The following is a 20,425-nucleotide window of genomic DNA, read 5'->3' as shown; positions in this document are numbered from 1 at the left end:
TTTGCTTTCAACCTGAAAAATTATAAAAATTTATTTAAACCATTGATGCCCATCATAGCATTTAAATTAAACCAGCTATAAGTTTCTTAATAAATATTATAAACGAGCATATTATGAGTGGGAAAATTAGATAATAAAAGGGAAGGTAATATAATGACTAAAATAGCAGTAGCAGGAACAGGTTACGTAGGCTTAGTAGCAGGCGTCTGTTTTGCTGAAGTAGGCCATCAAGTAACCTGTGTTGATATAGATGAAAAAAAAGTTGAATTAATGAGGTCGGGAGTCTCTCCAATTTATGAAACAGGATTAGAAGAGTTAATGCAAAAAAATTATTCTGATGGAAGAATTGAGTATACAACTGACTTCAAATCAGCCTACAAAGATGCTGATGCAATTTTTATTGGTGTTGGGACACCTGAGCAACCTGATGGTTCTGCAAATTTATCATACATTGCTACAGTTGCTAGACAAATTGCTGAATCGGTAGAAAAAGATTGTCTAGTAGTAGTTAAATCGACAGTTCCAGTAGGAACGAATGATAAAGTGGAACAGTTTATTCAGGATTTTTTAATCGAAGATGTGAAAGTAGAAGTGGCATCAAACCCAGAATTCTTAGCGCAAGGATCTGCCGTTAATGATACTCTTCATGCTGAGAGAATCATTATTGGGACAGAAAGTAAGTGGGCTGAGGAATTATTAACGAAAATTTATGAACCGTTTCATTTACCGATTGTTTCAGTAAATAGAAGATCGGCAGAAATGATAAAATATGCATCCAATGACTTCCTTGCATTAAAAATCTCTTATATGAATGACATAGCAAATCTTTGTGAATTGGTTGGAGCGGATATTCAGGATGTAGCTAAGGGAATGAGTTTTGATGAGCGTATTGGAAATAAGTTCTTGAATGCAGGGATTGGCTTTGGTGGATCATGCTTCCCTAAGGATACAAAGGCGCTTGAGTATATTGCTAAACAGAACGGTTATGAACTCAAAACTGTTAAAGCGGCTATTGATGTAAACAAAGAACAAAAAACGATGCTTTATAAGAAAGCTAGTAAAAGACTCATTACATTTAACGGGCTTAAGGTTGCGGTGTTAGGGTTAACTTTTAAACCTGGAACGGACGATTTAAGAGAGGCAGCATCTCTTGAGAATGTGCCTTTATTATTAGAACAAGGTGCAGATATATTTGCTTATGATCCTGTGGGAGCAGAAAACTTTGCAAAGGCTCATCCAGAAGGTAAAAATGGTAAAGGTAGCATCACATATGTTTCAAATATCGATCATGCTTTAGAAGGAGCGAATGTCTGCTTTATCTTTACCGAATGGGGAGAAATAAAAGCGATAACGCCTGAAGCTTATAAGAATTTAATGAGAACACCATTAGTATATGATGGTAGAAATATTTATGATATTGAGGATATGCAAGAAGCAGGAGTAGAGTATCACTCAATCGGAAGAAGACCTGCAATTGGGGTAGCTGTTAAGGAGTCGAAGAATCTTGAATTACAAAACTCTTGATCTTAGTAAAACATATTTAATTACTGGAGCAGCTGGTTTTATCGGATACTACTTATCTAAAAAACTACTAGAACAGGGCTGCCAGGTGATTGGAATAGATAACGTCAATGACTACTATGATGTAAATCTAAAACATACTCGTTTAGGAAATTTGGAACCCTATGAGAAGTTTACTTTTGTTAAAGGTGACATATCAGACAAGGATTTGGTAATGAAAACTTTTGAAGAGTACAAGCCTAAAGTTGTAGTAAACCTAGCTGCTCAAGCAGGAGTAAGGTATTCAATAGAGAATCCGGATGTCTATATTCAAAGTAACATCATTGGCTTTTATAATATCCTTGAGGCGTGTAGATATAATCCAGTGGACCACCTTGTATATGCATCTTCTAGTTCTGTTTATGGTGCCAATAAAAAAGTTCCATTTGAAGAAACCGACTTTGTAGATAATCCAGTATCACTTTATGCATCTACAAAAAAATCCAATGAATTAATGGCACATACGTATAGCCACCTCTATAAGATTCCAGCTACAGGGCTTCGGTTCTTTACTGTTTACGGGCCAATAGGTCGACCAGATATGGCCTATTTTGGATTTGCAAATAAGTATTTTGCTGGTGAGCCAATTAAAATCTTCAATAATGGCGATTTTAAAGATGACCTTTATCGAGACTTTACTTATATTGATGACATCGTTGAAGGAATTGAACGATTATTAAGTAATCCACCAGAAGGTGAAGTCCAACATAAAGTCTTCAACATTGGAAATAATAGTCCTGAGAAACTGATGGTGTTTATTGAAACATTAGAAAAGGCTTTAAGTAAAGCTTTAGGCAAAGAGGTACAATTTGAAAAGATTTTTGAACCTATTAAACCAGGTGACGTACCGGCTACTTATGCTTCAACAGATCAATTGCAGAAAGCAGTGGGTTTTAAACCGGAAACTTCGATTGAAGAAGGTCTGCAAAAATTTGCTGATTGGTATGTAGACTATTATAATTGGAAGGACTAAATACAATTACCCGTTGGGCCTAATGGCTTGGCGGGCTTATTTGTGTTGTTAACTTTTTCTAGAAATGCAATTCTTCATAATCGGTTCCTCGTAAAATAATAATACTAGCCTCAATGTCTAAATGTATAGGTTTAAATTGAATGAATTGCTCTGCTAATATACGTCTATCCATAACTATCGAGTATTTTGTAATCGGTTTATTATATACAGCCAGCCTACCAAACCTTAGTAGAAGCTGTTGCCTTCCCATCCCCATTCCAGTTGGATACTTACTTACATCTCTCGTATAAAGGAAATCAATATGCCATATTTCCTTCCCCTTAGTTGCAACAATATCTCCTACAGAGCCATGACTGTGCCGTTCTATATTATATCCCTGTGAAATTAAGTTTGGGGTTATATATCTAATTGCTCTTTCCTCGAATTCTTTAATATGATCTAGATGTTGCGATCTATCCTCTTTTTTAATCACTTTCACTTCAAAAGCAGATTCTCCAGTATAATCTTTAGTCAAATCAGTAAAATATTCAGGTCTTACCTCTAATGCTTCTGATAAGGCAAAAATCTTATCATATGGAATATTTTTAATTCCTCCCGTTTCATACCGTTGTATAGAAGATTTGCTGATGCCAGTTTTCTCGGCCAAATCTTGATATGTCATATTTAAAAAGAGACGTCTTTCCTTTAAGCGCCTTCGTAGTATTTCTTGATCGGTCTTATCCATTTCATTTCTCTTCATAAAACTGCCCTCCACATTTTTACTACAATAATATTATAAGTCGCCGTAATAAATTATGCAACTTTTTAAACAAGTTGCATAATTGGGATTGACGTGATTATTCTGTCGAAGTATAATGGAATTTGTTAACAATACAACTTTTTTATTTATCTTTATTTCCCAAATATGCAACAAAACATGTGTTAATTGCAGAAAGGGTGGTGTGAATAATGATAATTTGGAAAGGCAGAAAATTGGTACTCCTACTATACAGAACATACGTTCTTGTGTAAAATATTAATATTGAAATAACAAATAATTATAAAAAGCTTCAATACAGTTGGGAGGAATACAAATGATAAGAGAAGCTAAGGTTATGCGAGTTGAATGTCCTGCTTGTGGTTACAGGCTGTTGGATAAAGGGAATGAAGCTGCTGGTCCCGTACAAACGAAGTGTGCTAGATGTAAGCGGGTTTGGGAAGTTGAACTCGCAACAGGTGAATTTAAAAAAGTTAGTGGAAAACCAATAACGAGACGAAAAGGAGATAGCGATTCGCCATGAGTTGCAATTTAATTCTACCTTAAGGTCCGGGAAATCAGTAAAACTGATGTACCTGGGCCTTTTTAATTTTTATCAAAAGTTCATACCACGATAATACCGAGCGAGGAATCGTATGCATTACCCATGCCGGATGATCTGATGTTTTGAGAAGAAATGATCATCTAGCAAGTGAATGCACATTGAATCAAAAATAATCGGTACCGAGCAATGGAGTCGTGGTGTGAACTACCTATAAGCCGGACATAGTACGCCCTGCAAATTAATGCAGTTTGGGTGTTCTGTGTCCGGCTTATTTTTTTGTCTCTTTTTCCCCTACGGCTCCCTGCCGTGCCACGGGAGGAAAAGAGAATGAGCGAGTTTTTTATCAAAATCGGCAAAGAGCAGGTCGCAGTAAGCGGAGAGATTTACAAAGAGTATTACCGAATGGACCGACGTCAAAGGTACCTGGAACAGGATATAAAGGTTGGACGGATTGCTGTTGACCCTGAAGCAGAAACGGTTGATTTTATCCCAAGCAAAGAAGATTCAATCAATCGTTTGATTGAACTAGGAGCTGATTTTGATGATGACCAAATGATAGAAGATATTCTCTGTGATAAAGCAACAATGTTAATTTTACAAGAAGCGATGGCTGACCTGAATGAAAAGGAACAAGAGCTTATTAAGGCTCTCTACTATAAAGACTTAACAGTAAGAGAGGTAGCAAAGGAAGAAAACATCTCTCATGTAGCTGTGGTTAAACGGCATAAAAAGGTGTTGGACAAGCTTAAAAAATATTTTTTGTAATTTGGTTACCAAATCACCTCTCCCGTTGGCTAATAAGTGAAGGGCAATATTTAAAAAAGTGGAGGTGAATGTGATGACAACTCAAGTAAAGCAAAAAGCTGTCAATAAAGATATGCAGGAAGAAATGGTTGGTGTCCTTACGGCTATCAGCATTGTTTCTAAAAGACTAGCAAATCGACTGAGTCAGCTTGATGAACAAAATGAAAAGAAAGGAGAAAAAGCAAATGAGCAAAACAAAACTCGCTCTTGATGTAGTGACCGACTTGCGTAATTTAGCAGGAAGTATTGAAACATTGGTGTTTGCATTAGAAAGCAATCAAACGGATTCCGCAGCCTCTGTAGAGAAAAAGGAAGCGAAGGAAAACAAGGAACCGAAGAAGACAACACAACCTCAAAAAGCTAAGCTGCCAACATTGGAAGATGTCAGGGCAAAACTTGCAGCACTTTCTCAAGATGGAAAACAGGCGCAAGTGAAAGAGCTAATTACAAGTTTTGGAGCAAAGAAATTAAGTGACATCCCAGTTGAAAAGTATCCAGAGCTTTTAGAAGAAGCGGGGAAACTTGGATGAAAAACACGGGAGTTGTATCTGTGAATCATTCAGAACGGGCCCATGCTAGTTTAGGTGCCTCTAAAGCAAGACAGTGGTTAGCTTGTACACCAAGCATTCGACTCGGTGAACAGTACGAGGAAGAAACAAGTGTTTATGCTAGAGAGGGAACTTTTATGCATGAGCTGTCGGAACTTTATTTGTCTTATGAATTAAAACAGATGACAAAAGCTCAGTTAAACAAAAAGCTTAAGCAGATGAAACAAAATAAATTTTATAACTCAGAAATCGAACAAGCTGTACAAATCTATGTGGATGTTGTTACTGAAAAAATGAATGAGGCTAGGGCAAGAAGTAAGGACCCACTCATCCTTATTGAGCAAAAAGTTGACTTTAGTCCCTGGGTTCCTGAGGCCTTCGGTACCGGGGATCTGATTCTTTTTTCCGGAAACCGCTTGGAAATTGTTGACCTAAAGGGTGGGAAAGGAGTCAAGGTTTCTGCAGTGGAAAACCCACAAATGCGCCTGTACGCTTTGGGTGCAATAAACAACTTTGGTGTACTCTTCGATATCGATTCTATTTTGATGACCATTGTGCAACCGAGGTTAGACAATATCTCAACCGACGAAATGCAGGTGGACGAATTACTGGAATGGGCAGAAGAAGTGGTCAAGCCCAGAGCGGAGCTAGCTTTTAAGGGTGAAGGAGATTTTATTGCTGGTGAGCATTGTCGTTTTTGTAAGGTGAAGGCCTCCTGCAGAGCGAGGGCAGAAGAAAATCTGAAACTTGCTTGTATGGATTTTCAGAAACCGCCGTTACTCACAGATGATGAAGTAGTTGAAGTGTTAACCTCCATCGACCAGCTTTTGAGTTGGGCAAAAGATGTTCAAGAATATGCATTTGCTATGGCGATGAATGAAAACAAGCAATGGCCAGGGATGAAACTGGTCGAGGGTAGAGGCAGCCGTAAGTATAGTGATGAAAATGCAGTAATTGAAGTACTTACTGCTGCAGGATACAACAGTGATGTGATTTATAAGAAATCAATCAATACGATTACTACTCTGGAAAAAGAGTTAGGTAAAAAAGCATTTCAAGAGTTGCTAGGGTCGCTCATTACAAAAGCACCGGGTAAGGTCAAGCTCGTGCCAGAAGAGGACAAACGACCGGAAATAAAAGCTTCACCAGAAGCGGATTTTCAATAATGAGGAGGAAATAAGATATGGTAAAAATCACAATTGGTACAAAGGAAAATCCAGTACGATTCAGTTATGCGAATGTTCATCAAGCAGTCAGCGTTAATGGAAGTGACTTGAAGTATTCCTTAAGTATCATTATCCCGAAATCGGACAAGAAAACCATCAAGAAAGTAAAAGATGCAATTCAAAAAGCTACTCAAGAAAATAAGGACAAATTCGGTGGTAAGGTACCATCCAACTTGAAAACACCATTACGTGACGGTGATGTCGATCGTGAAGATGATGAGGCTTATGCAGGTTGCTACTTCATTAATGCTAACAGCAAAATCAAGCCAGGAATTGTGGATGCGGATTTAAATCCAATTATGGAACAAAGTGATTTTTATTCAGGTTGTTATGGAAGAGTCAGCTTAACCTTTTATGGATTTAATGTAAATGGAAATCGTGGAATTGCCGCTGGACTTCAAAACATTATGAAGACGGATGATGGAGACCCACTTGGTGGCCGTAGTAGTGCCGAAGATGATTTTGCTGATGACAGTGGCGACGATGCAGATGACATCTTAGGTTGATGTCTATGAAACTATTATCCATTGATATAGAAACTTACAGTAGTGTAGACCTCATTAAATCTGGGGTCTATGCCTATTGTGAATCATCTGATTTTGAAATTCTTCTATTTGCTTATGCCTCTGATGACGAAGAGGTGCAGATTGTTGACTTGGCTTCTGGTGAGGTTATACCAGCTGACATTTTAAAAGCCATTACAGATTCAAAAGTTATAAAGACAGCATACAATGCCAACTTCGAAAGAACGTGTTTAGCCAAGCATTTTAATCAATCGATGCCACCAGATCAATGGCGGTGTTCATCGGTTCATGCTTTAATGCTTGGCTTACCTGGATACCTCGATGGAGTGGCCAAGTGTCTTAGATTAAAAGAACAGAAATTGAAGGAAGGGAAAGCCTTAATTCGTTACTTTTCAGTTCCTTGTAAACCTACCAAAGTAAATGAGGGAAGGACCCGTAATCTACCAGAACATGATATGGATAAGTGGGCTACTTTTAAGGATTACTGCAAACAGGACGTTGAGGTGGAAAGACAAATTCGGAAGAAACTAGATTCATTCCCAATTCCCAAAGTCGAACAGAAGCTTTGGGAGTTGGACCAAAAGATAAATGATGAAGGTGTTCTTATTGATCAAACCTTAGTCACAAATGCTATAAAGGCAGATAAGGCATTTCAGGATAAGCTCTTTGAAGAAGCTGTACGTTTAACAGGACTCGAAAACCCGAATAGTCCAGCCCAATTAAAAGGTTGGTTGCTAAAGCAAGGGTTAGAAGTCGATAGCCTTGCAAAGAAAAATGTCGAAGCACTGATGAGTGAAGTGGAAAAACCCAAAGTAAAGCGCCTGTTGGAATTAAGACAAGCAATGTCCAAAACATCAGTGAAAAAGTATGAAGCAATGAAGCGTTCCATCTGTTCTGACCAAAGGATTAGAGGGTTGCTGCAATTTTACGGGGCGAACCGCACTGGACGCTGGGCTGGTAGACTTGTTCAAATTCATAACCTACCTAGAAACAGTTTAAAAGATTTACAGATTGCAAGAGAACTATTGAAGTCGGGGAGCTACGAAGTATTGGAGCTTCTATTTGATAGTGTGTCCGATGTATTATCGCAGTTAATCCGAACGGCGTTTATTCCGTCAAAGGGCCACCGTTTTGTTGTAGCCGATTTTTCAGCAATTGAAGCAAGGGTGATTGCTTGGCTTGCGGGAGAACGTTGGCGAATGGATGTGTTTCAATCTCATGGGAAAATTTACGAAGCCTCTGCTGCACAGATGTTTAAAGTACCAATAGAAACGATTGATAAAGGTAGCCCGCTTAGGCAGAAAGGGAAAATTGCTGAATTGGCTCTTGGCTACGGTGGGGCGAAAGGGGCATTGATGCAGATGGGAGCTATAGAAATGGGCCTGACCGAAGACGAACTTCCAGAGTTAGTTTCCGCTTGGCGAGAAGCAAATCCAAAAATCGTGAAACTTTGGTGGGGTATAGAAGCGTCAGCAATCAAAGCTGTGAAGGAAAAAGCAGTCGTGAAGATACAGTATGGTCTTACTTTTCATTACTCCAAAGGGATTTTATTTATTACGTTGCCATCTGGTCGTTCCCTTGCATATGTTAGACCGAAAATTGGAATAGATGAGCGGTTTGGAAAAGAGCAGCTCACGTATGAAGGAACGGAACAAGGATCCAAGCAGTGGGGCAGAATTCCTACTTATGGTGGCAAACTCACGGAGAATATTATTCAAGCCATAGCTAGAGATTGTCTTGCTGTTGCCATGCTTCGATTGGATAAAGCGGGATATCGAATTAACTTTCATGTCCACGATGAAGTCATTCTTGATGTTCCAGTCGGAACTGGATCAATGGAAGAAGTCGAAGAAGTTATGGGTCAACCGATTGAGTGGGCTCCAGGATTACCTCTTGGGGCAGATAGCTTTGAAACCTTCTATTACAAGAAAGATTAACAGTTGAACAGGAGCGATGGCGTTTGGCTGACAAAGATACAGTGGAATATTTAATGGACTTAAAACGGTACAAAGATGTACTACCAAAACAAACAATGAAGACATTGAAAGGTCAGGCTCTTTCTGGTGATTTGGAAGGGGCCAAAAAAGGCCTAGGTACTGTGTTACGAAGGAGGGCTGGTAGATGTGAAAGAGCTCAGTGAAAAAAGAAGTCATAGTTTAAAACATGATGGAAACCTCACGATTGCAACCGGAAGAAACCGAAAAGAACTGAACTGGAAAAATCGAGAGATGCGTTGGGCTGAAGTCGTTCAGAAGTTAAGCAATACAGTTAAAACGCACGAAACATATGAGGAATACAAGAAGTTTTCTAAATCAAAGCAAGATGAGATTAAAGATGTTGGTGGGTTTGTCGGTGGAACCTTAAAGGGAGGCAGAAGAAAACATGACGGTGTGGTTTGGCGGCAGATTGTTTCCCTTGATGCTGACTTTGTGAAAGGTGATTTATGGGCATCAGTTGAGACCATGTTTGGCTATGGCTGAACGATACGATACAAGGCGTATTCGCCAGGATTATTTAGAGTGGAACTTCATCCACTTTTTAAAACAAATTCATACGGACCCTAATTTTTAAAAATGACGTCTTGCACTAGATTAATAGATTGGAATTAACAGAGGAAGAGGAAAAAGAAAGAGCAGCTTTGCAGGAAAGAGTAGAAATTCAAAACCAAACTTTGTACAGTGCCGTTGAAGAAGGGATTCATGATAACGGCCAAAACACACAGCTGGTGGATCAATTGACGGAAGAATTGGTGGAATTGCATGAACGACTGAAGCATTTTAGTGAACGCGAAAGACGTGTGGAACAAGAAAGAAATATGCTCAAGGAAATGATGAAAAAGGTGAAAAAGTATGTGGAAGGAACAAGTGAGGACTTCCCAGAAGAATTGTTTCAAGAATTTATTAGTCGAGCTGAAGTGTGTAAAGATGGAAAGGTCACCTACCACCTCATATTTGAACTGGAATATGAAATGCCCGAAACCTATGATGATTATGTTGAGGTTAAAAGATGTATTTGATAATTTCATATTGACAAAAACAAAAGACAGCAAAGGAAGCAGAAAACGAAGGAAAAACATAAGGAACTTTTAGAAGGGCCTGAGGTGGCGGAGCTTCTAGTATTTTGCGAGGAGCCCAAAGCAGTAAAAGAGATTGTAGATTTTATGAATGAGAGGATAGTCATTTCTGATACAAAGATCTTCCAAGTTATCTTGAGACCCCTAATGAAGGAAGGAAAAATGGAAAGATTTAAAGCACCGGAAAAGGGTGGAACCAGAGAAGTGTTTCATTATCAGGTTTGTAAGGTTAATAGTTTTGCGGAGTTAATAACTTAATAGAGTAATAGATTAACTGGCTCATCATTGGAAGAAAAGAAAATAAAGGAGAACAAGCAACCCACCGAGTATGCGTCTAGAATTAGATGGTTACTTGGTGGGCCATGTTATGGCAGATACTATTTCTTATTTTTAAAAACTTGATTGAAGTACTCTTTCTGCTCATTATCTTTTTTTTACTTTTAATTGATACTGTCGTTCCTTTTCAAGTTTGGCTTGTCGTATTGTATCTTCTCGGTGTTTATCCAACTTCTTTTTTAAATCATGGACTGTCGAAGTAATATATTCACACCATTCACCTTCATGTGTCCAATCTACTTCTATATCCTGATATGAATGTTTTCGGGCATGCTCAACAGTTTCATTATCCCAATCAATTTTTAATTCATCATTGCTATAGACAGCGAAATCCTTATTGTCATGGTGAACATTAACGATTACAGTCCATTCTGCCCATTCTGAAAATCGAATACTTAAACCGTCTAATATAAGAGTTCTTCTTTTAGCTAATAATGCATCTCCTTCATAGGCATCTTCGTTTTCAATGTTAAGGTTAATTTCATCCCCGTGTTTTATTAGGTCTAATAATGTAACAAGTTTAATTTTAGGCAAATCCTCTTTCTGTTTGTCCTTGTTATCCACCTTGGATTTTTTACTCTCTTCATTTAATTTTTTCACAACCGTCGTTCTCTTGCGGAAAATATTAAACATGTAGTACCCCCCTCATTTTTTGTACAATAATAAAATATATTGGTCAAAAATTAGAAGTATTCTTTATTCTAGAGAACTTGTAGTATTTTTTTACTATCCCAATCATAAGCATTATTTGAAGGGGGGATGGTAATTTGTTTTTTAAAATAAAGAAGAAAAAGGAGAAAAGTGCAAATCAACGTATAGATGATATCCATAGAAAAATCAATGCAAAGAAGAATAAGGAAGATTTTGATAGTATCATGGAGTTTGCTAATTCTGTTTTGGAGCAAACAAAAAAGTTAGAAGAAGTAAGAGGACCTTTAAGTGATGAAGTAGAACATCCACTTATTGATGTTGTTCGGTTAGTAGGAAGAAAGCTTCAAACTCAATATTTAACTAATTTGCTTTATAAAAAAACTGAATCAGAATTACCTAGCTTATTTCCTGAAGAAGTGCTTTTTGATCTGCGAGCTTCGCTGTCGCTGGATGGTAAGGAATTTGAGGATATAATAAATGAATTAAAGGAAGAAAAAACAGTTTTATTAAGTCATGATTTAGTTTTGCCGTGGTCATGGAGAACCTCGCGATTGGTTAATTGTATTGCTCGAATAGGTGAAGGCAGAGTAGATGGACCTTGGCGGCAAGACCATAATCATTGTGTAGACTTATGGTTACCAATGGGTATTGCATGGGTTGGGGGAGGTAATCATTCAATATCCACTGGAATAATTCAAGGGAAAGGTAGTATTACGCCTGAAGTCATTTATGATATAAGCGCTGTGTATGATTATGTACATTGTGATGGAGTTAATTATTATTGGAAGGAGGATTGTTTTAAAATATCACCAGTTAAGAATGCTGAAATTGCAGCTATCTTTGAAATAGGTCGTTTGATGAAGGAAAACTCAATAAGTTATTAGAGCAACCCATCAAGTTAGCGTATAAGATTTTATACAGCTACTTGGTGGGTTAACTTGTAGTGTTAGGACAATATTTAATTTAAGTGGTGATGTTATTATAGTAAAAATAATGACTGATTTTGTCGAATATATGGGAAAATATTCAAGTATAATAGATAATAGAAGTAATTTATACTTGAGAGGCGGTTTGAAAAATGGGCTACTTTCTAGATGCACCAGCTAACATTGTTGGTAATAGCTTTTTGAGAGAACCTCAAGAAGATGCATACAGAGCAATATATGATCATTTTATAAATAAAAAATGTGAAGAACATGCATTAGTTACACTTCCAACCGGAACCGGAAAGACTGGTTTGATGGGGATAGCTCCTTTTAAAATTTCTGATGGAAGAGTACTAATTATTACTCCACAGACCGTAATAAGAGATTCGGTTTTAGGGTCAATAGACCCCACCCATCCGAAGAATTTTTGGATGTTCTCAAAGGTATTCGATGAGGTTCATCAGTTACCTACTTTAATAGAATACGAGAAAACATTGACAGATGAAATAATTCATCAAGCCGATTTAGTAGTTTTAAATGTTCATAAATTACAAGAACGTTTGGATTCATCATTGATAAAAAGAGTTAACCCTGACTTTTTCGACATGATAATAATTGATGAAGCACATCATGCTGAAGCAAAAACGTGGAAAAGAGCAATTGAATATTTTGAAGGAAGTAAAGTACTTAAGGTTACTGGAACACCTTTTAGAAGTGACGGTAGAGCCATTGAAGGAAAAGAAATTTACAAATATAGCCTGGCTCAAGCAATGGCAAAAGGGTATGTAAAGAGTTTAGAAAAAATTGATCATATACCAGACCAAATGTTCTTTACGCTTGATAACGACCCAAGTAAGACATATACACTTGATGAACTAAGGGAAGGTAATATAAGAGAAGAAAACTGGATTCAGCGATCCGTAGCATTATCAAGAGAAAGTAATGAAAAGATAGTTGACCTTTCCATAAAACATTTGAAAGAAAAGAAAGAATTAACAAATAATCCACATAAAATCATAGCCGTTGCATGTAGTATCAATCATGCTGAGGATATACAAAAAATTTATAAAGAAAAAGGCTATGAGTCATCGATCGTCCATAGTAAACTAGAAAAGTTTGAGCAGGAAAAGGAGCTTAAAAAGATAAATGAGGATAAAGTTGATGTAGTTATTAACGTTGCCATGTTGGGTGAAGGATATGACCACAAATTCTTATCAATAGCGGCTATTTTCCGTCCATTTAAAACGTTGCTTCCTTATGCTCAATTTATTGGTCGTACTTTAAGGGCCATTGAATCGGAAGATGGAACTTTCACAGAAGAGGATAATACAGCTGTGCTTATTCACCACAAAGAGTTAGGCTTAGAACCATTGTGGGAGTATTATAAAAAAGAAAAAGTTAAGCGAGATGCTATAAAAAAGATTAAAGAAGATAAAAACTTAGATTTAGGTGGATCCGGGTCAAAAGATTTAACAAAGGGAGAAGCTAATGAATCAGATGATTTTAGGATTGAAAAGGATACCTTTGTGGAAACTGAATTAATAAGGAAGCGAAAAGAAAAATTAGAAGAAGAAAATAAAAAAATCCGTGAACTTCAAGACCTGTTAGGCATCGATGAAGGCAAAGCTAAGGGTTTTATTAGGCAGTCTAAAAAGAGCACTGATACAGAAAGATTGCTTCGTCCAGATAAATTTTATTTTCAGAGAAGAAAAGATTTTGATACACTGATTCGTGAAGAATTGATACCTGAGTTAGTAGCCGATTATAACCTAGACCTGGAAGGTGACGAGTTAGTAAAAGGAAGGTATATTTTACCTAGAAAAAGTTATGGCTGGATATACGGTACTGTTAAGACAAATGGGGCTTTATTAGGGAATTATTTTAATGCATACTTAAAGAATGAATTGAAAGCTCCCCGTGACGAATGGACACTTGATCAATATGAAGAAGCTGTGGAATTAGCAAAGTCTCTTGATAGATATATTCGTGAGATAATTGATAAAAATGAGGAGGAAAATAAATGAATGAGATGATAGAACGATTGTATGACGAACTTTATTCACCTAAAGTGAATCCAGAAGAATTGATTAACAATGCTACATTACCTAATTATACGTCTGTAAACTTTGAGTCCAATCAAACTGGCTTAATTGTTACAACAAAATGTATTCTAGAAAATGGTGAAGAAGCTGAGTATAAATATCAATTTGATAAGGAGAAACGATTACTTACTTTGATTGGTTTCGTAAATGGGGAAACTGATGTTATTTATGATCGTAGTAAAGAGGTAGCACGTAAGTATAAAGAAATAAAAAAGAATATGCAATTCAGAGTAGAAGCTGTTTAATATAATAACTTTTCAATATGAGCTCATTATCTTTATAAAGGTGGTGGGCTTTTTTTGTTTGGGCATTTTGCATTTATCTAACAGCCATAGTCTTAATAAGCGTCTAGGTTTTAGGTGCTACTTGGTGAGTTTTGTAATGTACATATATGGTAAAATCAGTTAATAGGGATTTGCGAGAGGAGAGTAGATGAAATGGGTAAAAAGAAAAACAAAAATAAAAAGAGAACGAGGAAGCAGAATAAAAAACAAATTAAGGACAATTATAGCTTCAAAGAAATGGACATGACTTTTAAAGGTGCACATGATTTTCAACAATTATATTTATTAGCTAAAGAGTTTGGGTTTAGGGAGCCGAAGTTTGAAGAAGCATTTCAACAATTTGAAGAGTCTTACAATCAATATAAGGTATTAAAAATAATACCGGACAGATTTAATCATTTCTTTGCAAAAAAGGGATGGATTGCATTTGAGAATTTAAACTTCCCGTTAATGGAAAAGTGCGTCAAGCTTGCTGAACAAGGAAATCCTAATGAAGCAGAGGATGCTTTAATTGAATACTTCACTAATAGGGAGCAAGTAAATTTTCTGGCTAATAGACTTATGGCCCTAAAAGAATTTCAGCCTAGGAGAACCTTAATGTTAAACGCATTAGAAGATCACTTTAGCGGGAGATACCATGCAAGTGTTCCATTATTTTTGATGATGATTGATGGGTTCGTGAATGATTTTGAACATATCGGTTTCTTTGCAGAAAATGTTGAACTTACAGTATGGGACACAATTGCAGCACATGATAGTGGTTTAGGTGCTATTACTAAAATATTTGGTAAAAGTCGCAAGAAAACTACAGATGAGGAAGTTGAATTACCATATAGGAATGGAATTTTACATGGTAGAGATTTAGGCTATGCCAATGTAAAAGTTTCCTCAAAGGCACTTTCTACATTACTTGCATTAAGAGACTGGGCAGATGCGATTAAGGCTGGTAAAAAAGGTATCGATAAAGAATTCGTCCCACCATCTTTTGAAGAGACAATGACACAGGTTGCAAGTTCATTAGAACAATATCAGGAAAATCAAAAGCAGAAAGAGCATATGAACAATTGGGTGAAAAGAGATTTAACGGTTGGGGAGGATCTGCCTGAAAAGGGAGAGGTTAGTGATTATAGCGAGAACACACCTGAACGGGCATTAATTGAATTTCATTATTACTTATTAGAGAAGAACTACGGCAAAATGGCTAAGATGGTTTCGAAACATTTTACAAAAGATAAGACAGTAGGAAAGTTAGCGGGGGAACTTCGTGAAATCTTTATAGGTAAGAAATTGGTAGGTTTTAAATTAGTAAACGTTTATGATAACGCACCTGCAATTAGTGAAATTGAAATGTTACTAGAATTTGAAAGAGAAGAAGAGCATACAATTTATGAAATAGTACATAAGTTTAGATTATCCTATGAAGATGAAAATGGTGAAACTGTTGTTCGTGGTTATAAAGAGGCAGAATGGAGAATTATGATGCTATCGTTACAGGAATTAGAATATTCGCATATAAGGAAAGGTTCTTGATAAGTGAACCTATATAATAACATGAAAATGAATAGATAAAATTCATTTTCAATGAATCAAAATCTAGTTAATGTGTTTAGAATAATGAATGTTAAAGGGCGGTAATTATGTTTGTTGAAAAACACGGATTAAGCAGAACGAAAATATATAAGGTTTGGAAATCAATGAGAAGTAAGTGCTATAGCAGTAATAAAGCAAATCACCATAAAAAGGGGGAAATATGGATCTGTGATGAATGGAAAGATGATCCCGTAGCTTTTGTGGAATGGGCAAAACAAAATGGTTATCAAGAGGGGTTACAATTAGTAAGGAAAGACAAAGAAGATGGATATCATCCTGGAAATTGTGCTTTTCTAAAAATTCAAGAAGCAAGTAAAACTCACGGTATGAGATGGACAAGATTATATAATACATGGACTCAAATTAAACAAAGGTGTACAAATAAAAATAATGACCGTTATAAAGAGTATGGTGGGAGAGGAATTAAAGTATGTCAAGAGTGGATGGAATCATTTGAAGTTTTTAAAGAATGGGCTCTAAGAAATGGTTACAGAAACGACTTGTCGATTGATAGGGTTAATGTTGATGGGGACTACGATCCTAATAATTGTAAATGGAGTACAGAAATTGAACAACAGAGGAACAAAAGAAATAACCATTATGTAACTATTAACGGTGAAACAAAAACTATAGCTGAATGGGCAGAAATAAGCGGATTGCCATATAAAACGTTACAAAGACGACTTTACACTGGGTGCAAAGAAGAGAATTTGTTAGCTCCAGTTGGAACAATATATGAGCATAAATTCCTTATTGAAATAAATGGTGTAAGAAAAACAATGAATGCTTGGGCAAAAGAAGCTGGATTACCTTTTTCTACTGTTAAAAGAAGATATCAAAGAGGTGTTAGAGGAGGAGACTTACTTAAAAAAGGAAGGTTGAATAATAACCATGATGGTCAATTGTTTTTGGACATATAATAATGAATTTGCAGAAGAAGAAAAAAATAACTCTGATGATTAAAGGCATCGCGAATTCCGCAATGCCTTTTTCGATGTGTGCCCGGCATGTCTAACAGCTAGGTGGTGAAAGTCCACTACAGGCTTGGCAGTGGGAACTGTTAGCGAATGGCAAGGGTGTCTAGGGTGACCTAGAATCTGAAGGAAGCCGGACGCAAAATCTCGGGGCAACGGACAGAAACTGGATATAAGGCTGACTGGAGACGGACGAGTTTCCATTACAAAACGAAGTCCAACACTGCCCGAATCTCCTACAGTAAATCCAGTGTCTACGAGAGGAAAGCGGTTAGACTTACCCGGGGAGGTCTTACCGGGGTTTTCGAGATAAAGAAATTTCTTAAGAAAACAACGAGCTCAGTGATGAGCTCGTGAACGGTAAGAAGTCAGCAGAGGTCATAGTAGTCCAATGGATGAAGGACCGAACAATGAGAATCTTGGAACTAACGGAGGTGAGGAGTATGCATCGACCACAGAAAACATCAAAAGAGGGCTACCCGCTAGAAGATAGGGTGGAACCTGAATATACGGCGGAAGCGTGCAGTATACTTCACGCTGAACCTAGAAGAAGAGATGGTGAATGTTCAGAATTGATCAGCGAGATTATTGATCGAGGTAACCTCAATAGGGCTTATAAAAGAGTCAAGAAGAACAAAGGAAAACCTGGGATAGATGGAATGACGGTAGACAAATTGCGCCTATTCTTAGCCAAAGAGAGCAGGTCTCTGGTGCTTTCCATTAAAAATGGAACGTATCAACCACAACCCGTTAAGCGGGTTGAAATCCCGAAGCCGGATGGTTCAAAAAGAAAACTAGGAATTCCCACGGTCAAAGACCGACTTGTCCAACAAGCGATTCTTCAAGTAATTGAAAAATGGATCAACCCCTATTTCTCTGAAAACAGTTTTGGCTTCCGCCCAAACCGAAGTGCTCACGACGCAATCGGAAAAGCAAAACAGTACTACGAAGAGGGATACCGATACGTGGTAGACATTGATATGAAGCAGTATTTCGATACAGTCAACCATGACAAACTCATGTACCATGTAGAGGAATTAATTCAGGACCCAATAGTGCTTAAGCTAATTCGTAAATTCTTGCGAAGTGGCATTATGATTGGTGAAAAATATGAGCCGAGCGAGGTTGGAACTCCTCAAGGAGGAAATCTATCTCCGCTTCTTAGTAATATCTATCTTCACCAACTGGACCTAGAACTAGAAAGACGTGGACACAAGTTTATCCGTTACGCAGATGACTGTAATATCTACGTGAAAAGTCAAAGGGCTGGTGAGAGAATACTAAAAAGCATCACGAAATTTCTTGAAGAAGAACTAAAGCTAACGGTGAACAAGGAGAAAAGCGAAGTCGGTAGACCGACGAAACGGAAGTTCTTAGGGTTCTGTATACAACCAACGAGAAATGGAGTACAAGTCCGTCCACATATCAAGGCGAAAAAGCGACTTGAAGAAAAAATGAAAAACCTGACTTCCCGCAAACGACCAGGAGAGATCCGAGAGATTATCAAGGAGATCAATCAAGTAACTAGGGGATGGATTAATTACTATGGAATTGGTCTTATGAAAACCTATGTTCAAAAAATTGATCGTTGGATACGTCGACGGATTAGGCAAATGATCTGGAAAAGGTGGAAGAAGGTTAGGACTCGCTTCAAAAGCCTCATGAAACTAAAAATTCCCAAGCAAAAGGCTTGGGAATGGGCAAACACTCGAAAAGGATATTGGCATATTTCAAATAGTTTTATCTTAAATACCGCTATTCCAAACCATCTTCTTGAGCGGATTGGTTTACTCAATCTAACCCAACTATATTCCTCGATACATTCTAAACACACTTAACTTATTGAACCGCCGTATACGGACCCGTACGTACGGTGGTGTGAGAGGTCGGAGGCTAATTGCCTCCTCCTACTCGATTGTCTTTTTCTTTTTTTTATACATATTGCAGCAAAATTAGGTGCAAAAGTGAATGATATAAGATACGCAGAATTAATTGCATATTGCCCTATTCTACCTCTCAACCAAACGGGTTAACTTTAAAAAGGTGGTGGGCTTTTTTGTTTTGGTCATTTTTCATTTATCTAACAGCTATACCCTTCAAAAGTCCTGAATAGTTACTATGGTTAGATAAAAAATACCCAATTTTATCTATATTTAGCGTTTTTAATTCAATCTAAGCTCTATAGCCCCGATATGAACTTGGACAGCTCTAACTAGTTATTTTATAATAATATTAACTAAAGGAGCTGACTTACATCATGAAAAGAACAAGACATCCGAGAGAGTTTAAAATACAAGTTGCCAATGAGTCCATTGAAACAGGAAATGCAGCACTTGTTGCACGTCGTTACGAGCTTAGCCCTAACATGGTAAATCGTTGGGTGAAAGAATATAAAGAAGGGAAGTTTGATGACCATACTACCAATGGTGATACGTCTCCCTTAGAAACAAAACAGTTATCTCAAGAAAATGATCAACTCAAAAAGTTACTCGGTGAAAAAGACCTAGAGATTGCCATACTCCGTGATCTTATAAAAAAGAAAAACCCTCACTTACTGAAAAACTTGAAATAGCAGACCACTGGATTAACAAAGGTTACGTAGTTTCAATGGTGCTAAAAATACTTGGTATTCCTCGTTCCACCTACTATTACCAAAAGAATTATAAGGTAGAGGAAAAACAAGTGAGTGAGGGACGTCCAGCACCAGGTTACTCCATCACGAAGGACGGAAAGAAAATATCAGATGAACAAATAAAAGAATGGTTATTAGAAGAAATTGAAGGCGATGCTTATGCGTATGGATACCGTAAGCTCACCAAACAACTACGTCGAAACTATAATCTCATCGTCAATAAAAAGAAGGTTTACCGTCTGTGTAAAGAACTTGATATTTTACGACCACAGCGGAAGAAAAAAGTCACCTATCCAAGACGATTAGCGCGAAACCGTACCATTACAGCTTCTAATAAGCTGTGGGAAACGGACATTAAATATGGATATATTGAAGGAGAACAACGATTTTTCTTTGTCCTGTCTTATATTGACGTATACGACCGATCGATTATTGATTACCGTATTGGCTTAAGCTGCAGTGGAAAAGATGCCATTCAGACATTAAAGCGTGCATTGTTAAAACGGCAACAATTCGATAAGTTGGAAAAACCTGTGATACGAACAGATAACGGGCCACAGTTTATTTCCAATGCCTTTCAAAAGGGCTTTGAAACTTTGAAAATGGAACATGAAAGAATTTCACCAAAAACGCCTAATATGAATGCTCATATTGAATCCTTCCATCGCATTTTGGAAGATGAATGCTTGAGTAGATTCCAATTTCAAACCTATGAAGAAGCCTATCGGGAAGTTTCAACGTTTATGAAATTCTACAATGAACGTCGTATGCACTCCAGTATTCTCGATATGTCGCCACAGGAATTTTATACGAAGCAACAGGTTGAAAAGCTAGAGATCAAAAAAATACATCTGTAGGATGATAACGAAACAAATTTAGAAGCACAGCTTGACATGGAGTGGCGGGCATGATAGCCTCGTT

The 20,425-nt window shown here is 37.3% G+C and carries 22 protein-coding genes; 20 read left to right on the top strand and 2 right to left on the bottom strand.

Going from position 1 to position 20,425, the window contains the following annotated elements; all coding sequences use genetic code 11:
- Positions 1-153 precede the first annotated feature (153 nt).
- Both J0N78_RS04005 and J0N78_RS04000 read left to right on the top strand, forming a co-directional pair.
- Complete coding sequence (locus tag J0N78_RS04005) at positions 154-1,524, top strand: UDP-glucose dehydrogenase family protein (protein ID WP_209121727.1); 1,371 nt, start codon at positions 154-156, stop codon at positions 1,522-1,524.
- Positions 1,505-2,533 (top strand): GDP-mannose 4,6-dehydratase, encoded by a 1,029-nt coding sequence (locus tag J0N78_RS04000; protein ID WP_209121726.1) that lies wholly within the window; start codon positions 1,505-1,507, stop codon positions 2,531-2,533. Before J0N78_RS04005 ends, J0N78_RS04000 begins: the two co-directional genes overlap by 20 nt.
- A gap of 58 nt (positions 2,534-2,591) precedes the next feature.
- Here J0N78_RS04000 and J0N78_RS03995 read toward each other — a convergent pair whose 3' ends face one another.
- Positions 2,592-3,272: a helix-turn-helix domain-containing protein gene (locus J0N78_RS03995; RefSeq protein ID WP_209121725.1), complete on the bottom strand. Its 681-nt coding sequence runs from the start codon at positions 3,270-3,272 to the stop codon at positions 2,592-2,594.
- A gap of 334 nt (positions 3,273-3,606) precedes the next feature.
- Between J0N78_RS03995 and J0N78_RS03990 the strand changes: the two genes are divergently transcribed.
- The 11 genes from J0N78_RS03990 to J0N78_RS03940 all read left to right on the top strand — a co-directional run bounded on the left by J0N78_RS03990 (position 3,607) and on the right by J0N78_RS03940 (position 10,267).
- Positions 3,607-3,813, top strand: a complete 207-nt coding sequence (locus tag J0N78_RS03990; RefSeq protein ID WP_102348331.1) for a hypothetical protein — start codon at positions 3,607-3,609, stop codon at positions 3,811-3,813.
- 348 nt (positions 3,814-4,161) lie between these two features.
- Positions 4,162-4,599 (top strand): sigma-70 family RNA polymerase sigma factor, encoded by a 438-nt coding sequence (locus tag J0N78_RS03985; protein WP_247747102.1) that lies wholly within the window; start codon positions 4,162-4,164, stop codon positions 4,597-4,599.
- 73 nt (positions 4,600-4,672) lie between these two features.
- Positions 4,673-4,849 (top strand): hypothetical protein, encoded by a 177-nt coding sequence (locus J0N78_RS03980; RefSeq protein WP_209121724.1) that lies wholly within the window; start codon positions 4,673-4,675, stop codon positions 4,847-4,849.
- A complete protein-coding gene (locus J0N78_RS03975) occupies positions 4,824-5,168 on the top strand; it encodes an rRNA biogenesis protein rrp5 (RefSeq protein WP_209121723.1) in 345 nt (114 codons plus the stop codon). The genes J0N78_RS03980 and J0N78_RS03975 overlap by 26 nt, the downstream gene beginning before the upstream one ends.
- Complete coding sequence (locus tag J0N78_RS03970; protein WP_209121722.1) at positions 5,165-6,352, top strand: DUF2800 domain-containing protein; 1,188 nt, start codon at positions 5,165-5,167, stop codon at positions 6,350-6,352. Before J0N78_RS03975 ends, J0N78_RS03970 begins: the two co-directional genes overlap by 4 nt.
- A 17-nt stretch (positions 6,353-6,369) precedes the next feature.
- Complete coding sequence (locus tag J0N78_RS03965; protein WP_209121721.1) at positions 6,370-6,918, top strand: DUF2815 family protein; 549 nt, start codon at positions 6,370-6,372, stop codon at positions 6,916-6,918.
- Positions 6,919-6,923: 5 nt separating this feature from the next.
- Positions 6,924-8,873 (top strand): DNA polymerase, encoded by a 1,950-nt coding sequence (locus J0N78_RS03960; protein WP_209121720.1) that lies wholly within the window; start codon positions 6,924-6,926, stop codon positions 8,871-8,873.
- A gap of 23 nt (positions 8,874-8,896) precedes the next feature.
- Positions 8,897-9,076, top strand: a complete 180-nt coding sequence (locus J0N78_RS03955) for a hypothetical protein (protein WP_209121823.1) — start codon at positions 8,897-8,899, stop codon at positions 9,074-9,076.
- Positions 9,060-9,416 (top strand): hypothetical protein, encoded by a 357-nt coding sequence (locus J0N78_RS03950; RefSeq protein WP_247747101.1) that lies wholly within the window; start codon positions 9,060-9,062, stop codon positions 9,414-9,416. Before J0N78_RS03955 ends, J0N78_RS03950 begins: the two co-directional genes overlap by 17 nt.
- 119 nt (positions 9,417-9,535) lie before the next feature.
- A complete protein-coding gene (locus J0N78_RS03945; protein ID WP_209121719.1) occupies positions 9,536-9,952 on the top strand; it encodes a hypothetical protein in 417 nt (138 codons plus the stop codon).
- An 84-nt stretch (positions 9,953-10,036) separates the two neighbouring features.
- Positions 10,037-10,267 carry a hypothetical protein gene (locus J0N78_RS03940; protein WP_209121718.1) on the top strand — a complete coding sequence of 77 codons (231 nt, stop codon included), beginning with the start codon at positions 10,037-10,039 and terminating at the stop codon, positions 10,265-10,267.
- Between the two features lie 165 nt (positions 10,268-10,432).
- Here the strand turns inward: J0N78_RS03940 and J0N78_RS03935 are convergent, their stop codons facing one another.
- Positions 10,433-10,978 carry a hypothetical protein gene (locus tag J0N78_RS03935; protein ID WP_209121717.1) on the bottom strand — a complete coding sequence of 182 codons (546 nt, stop codon included), beginning with the start codon at positions 10,976-10,978 and terminating at the stop codon, positions 10,433-10,435.
- Between the two features lie 134 nt (positions 10,979-11,112).
- Between J0N78_RS03935 and J0N78_RS03930 the strand changes: the two genes are divergently transcribed.
- The 7 genes from J0N78_RS03930 (at position 11,113) to J0N78_RS03900 (ending at position 20,361) form a co-directional block, all read left to right on the top strand.
- Entirely contained in the window at positions 11,113-11,880 is a 768-nt protein-coding gene (locus J0N78_RS03930; RefSeq protein WP_209121716.1) for a DUF6710 family protein, read from the top strand.
- A 194-nt stretch (positions 11,881-12,074) separates the two neighbouring features.
- A complete protein-coding gene (locus tag J0N78_RS03925; RefSeq protein WP_209121715.1) occupies positions 12,075-13,946 on the top strand; it encodes a DEAD/DEAH box helicase in 1,872 nt (623 codons plus the stop codon).
- On the top strand, positions 13,943-14,269 hold the full coding sequence (locus J0N78_RS03920) for an SET domain-containing protein (RefSeq protein ID WP_209121714.1): 327 nt from the start codon (positions 13,943-13,945) through the stop codon (positions 14,267-14,269). The genes J0N78_RS03925 and J0N78_RS03920 overlap by 4 nt, the downstream gene beginning before the upstream one ends.
- Before the next feature lie 192 nt (positions 14,270-14,461).
- A complete protein-coding gene (locus tag J0N78_RS03915) occupies positions 14,462-15,838 on the top strand; it encodes a hypothetical protein (protein ID WP_209121713.1) in 1,377 nt (458 codons plus the stop codon).
- Positions 15,839-15,945: 107 nt separating this feature from the next.
- Complete coding sequence (locus tag J0N78_RS03910) at positions 15,946-16,818, top strand: hypothetical protein (RefSeq protein WP_209121712.1); 873 nt, start codon at positions 15,946-15,948, stop codon at positions 16,816-16,818.
- Positions 16,819-17,315: 497 nt separating this feature from the next.
- Positions 17,316-18,710: a group II intron reverse transcriptase/maturase gene (ltrA, locus tag J0N78_RS03905; protein WP_209121711.1), complete on the top strand. Its 1,395-nt coding sequence runs from the start codon at positions 17,316-17,318 to the stop codon at positions 18,708-18,710.
- A gap of 419 nt (positions 18,711-19,129) precedes the next feature.
- A protein-coding gene (locus J0N78_RS03900) for an IS3 family transposase (RefSeq protein WP_209121710.1) occupies positions 19,130-20,361 on the top strand; the annotation gives its coding sequence in 2 pieces (ribosomal slippage) (positions 19,130-19,421 and positions 19,421-20,361; 1,233 coding nt in all).
- Positions 20,362-20,425: the final 64 nt, after the last annotated feature.

It is taken from the genome of Alkalihalobacillus sp. BA299 (assembly GCF_017745675.1).
Classification (GTDB): Bacteria; Bacillota; Bacilli; order Bacillales; family Bacillaceae_F; genus Alkalihalobacterium.
Note: the sequence above shows the minus strand (reverse complement) of the source record. Positions and strands in the feature narration are given on the sequence as shown.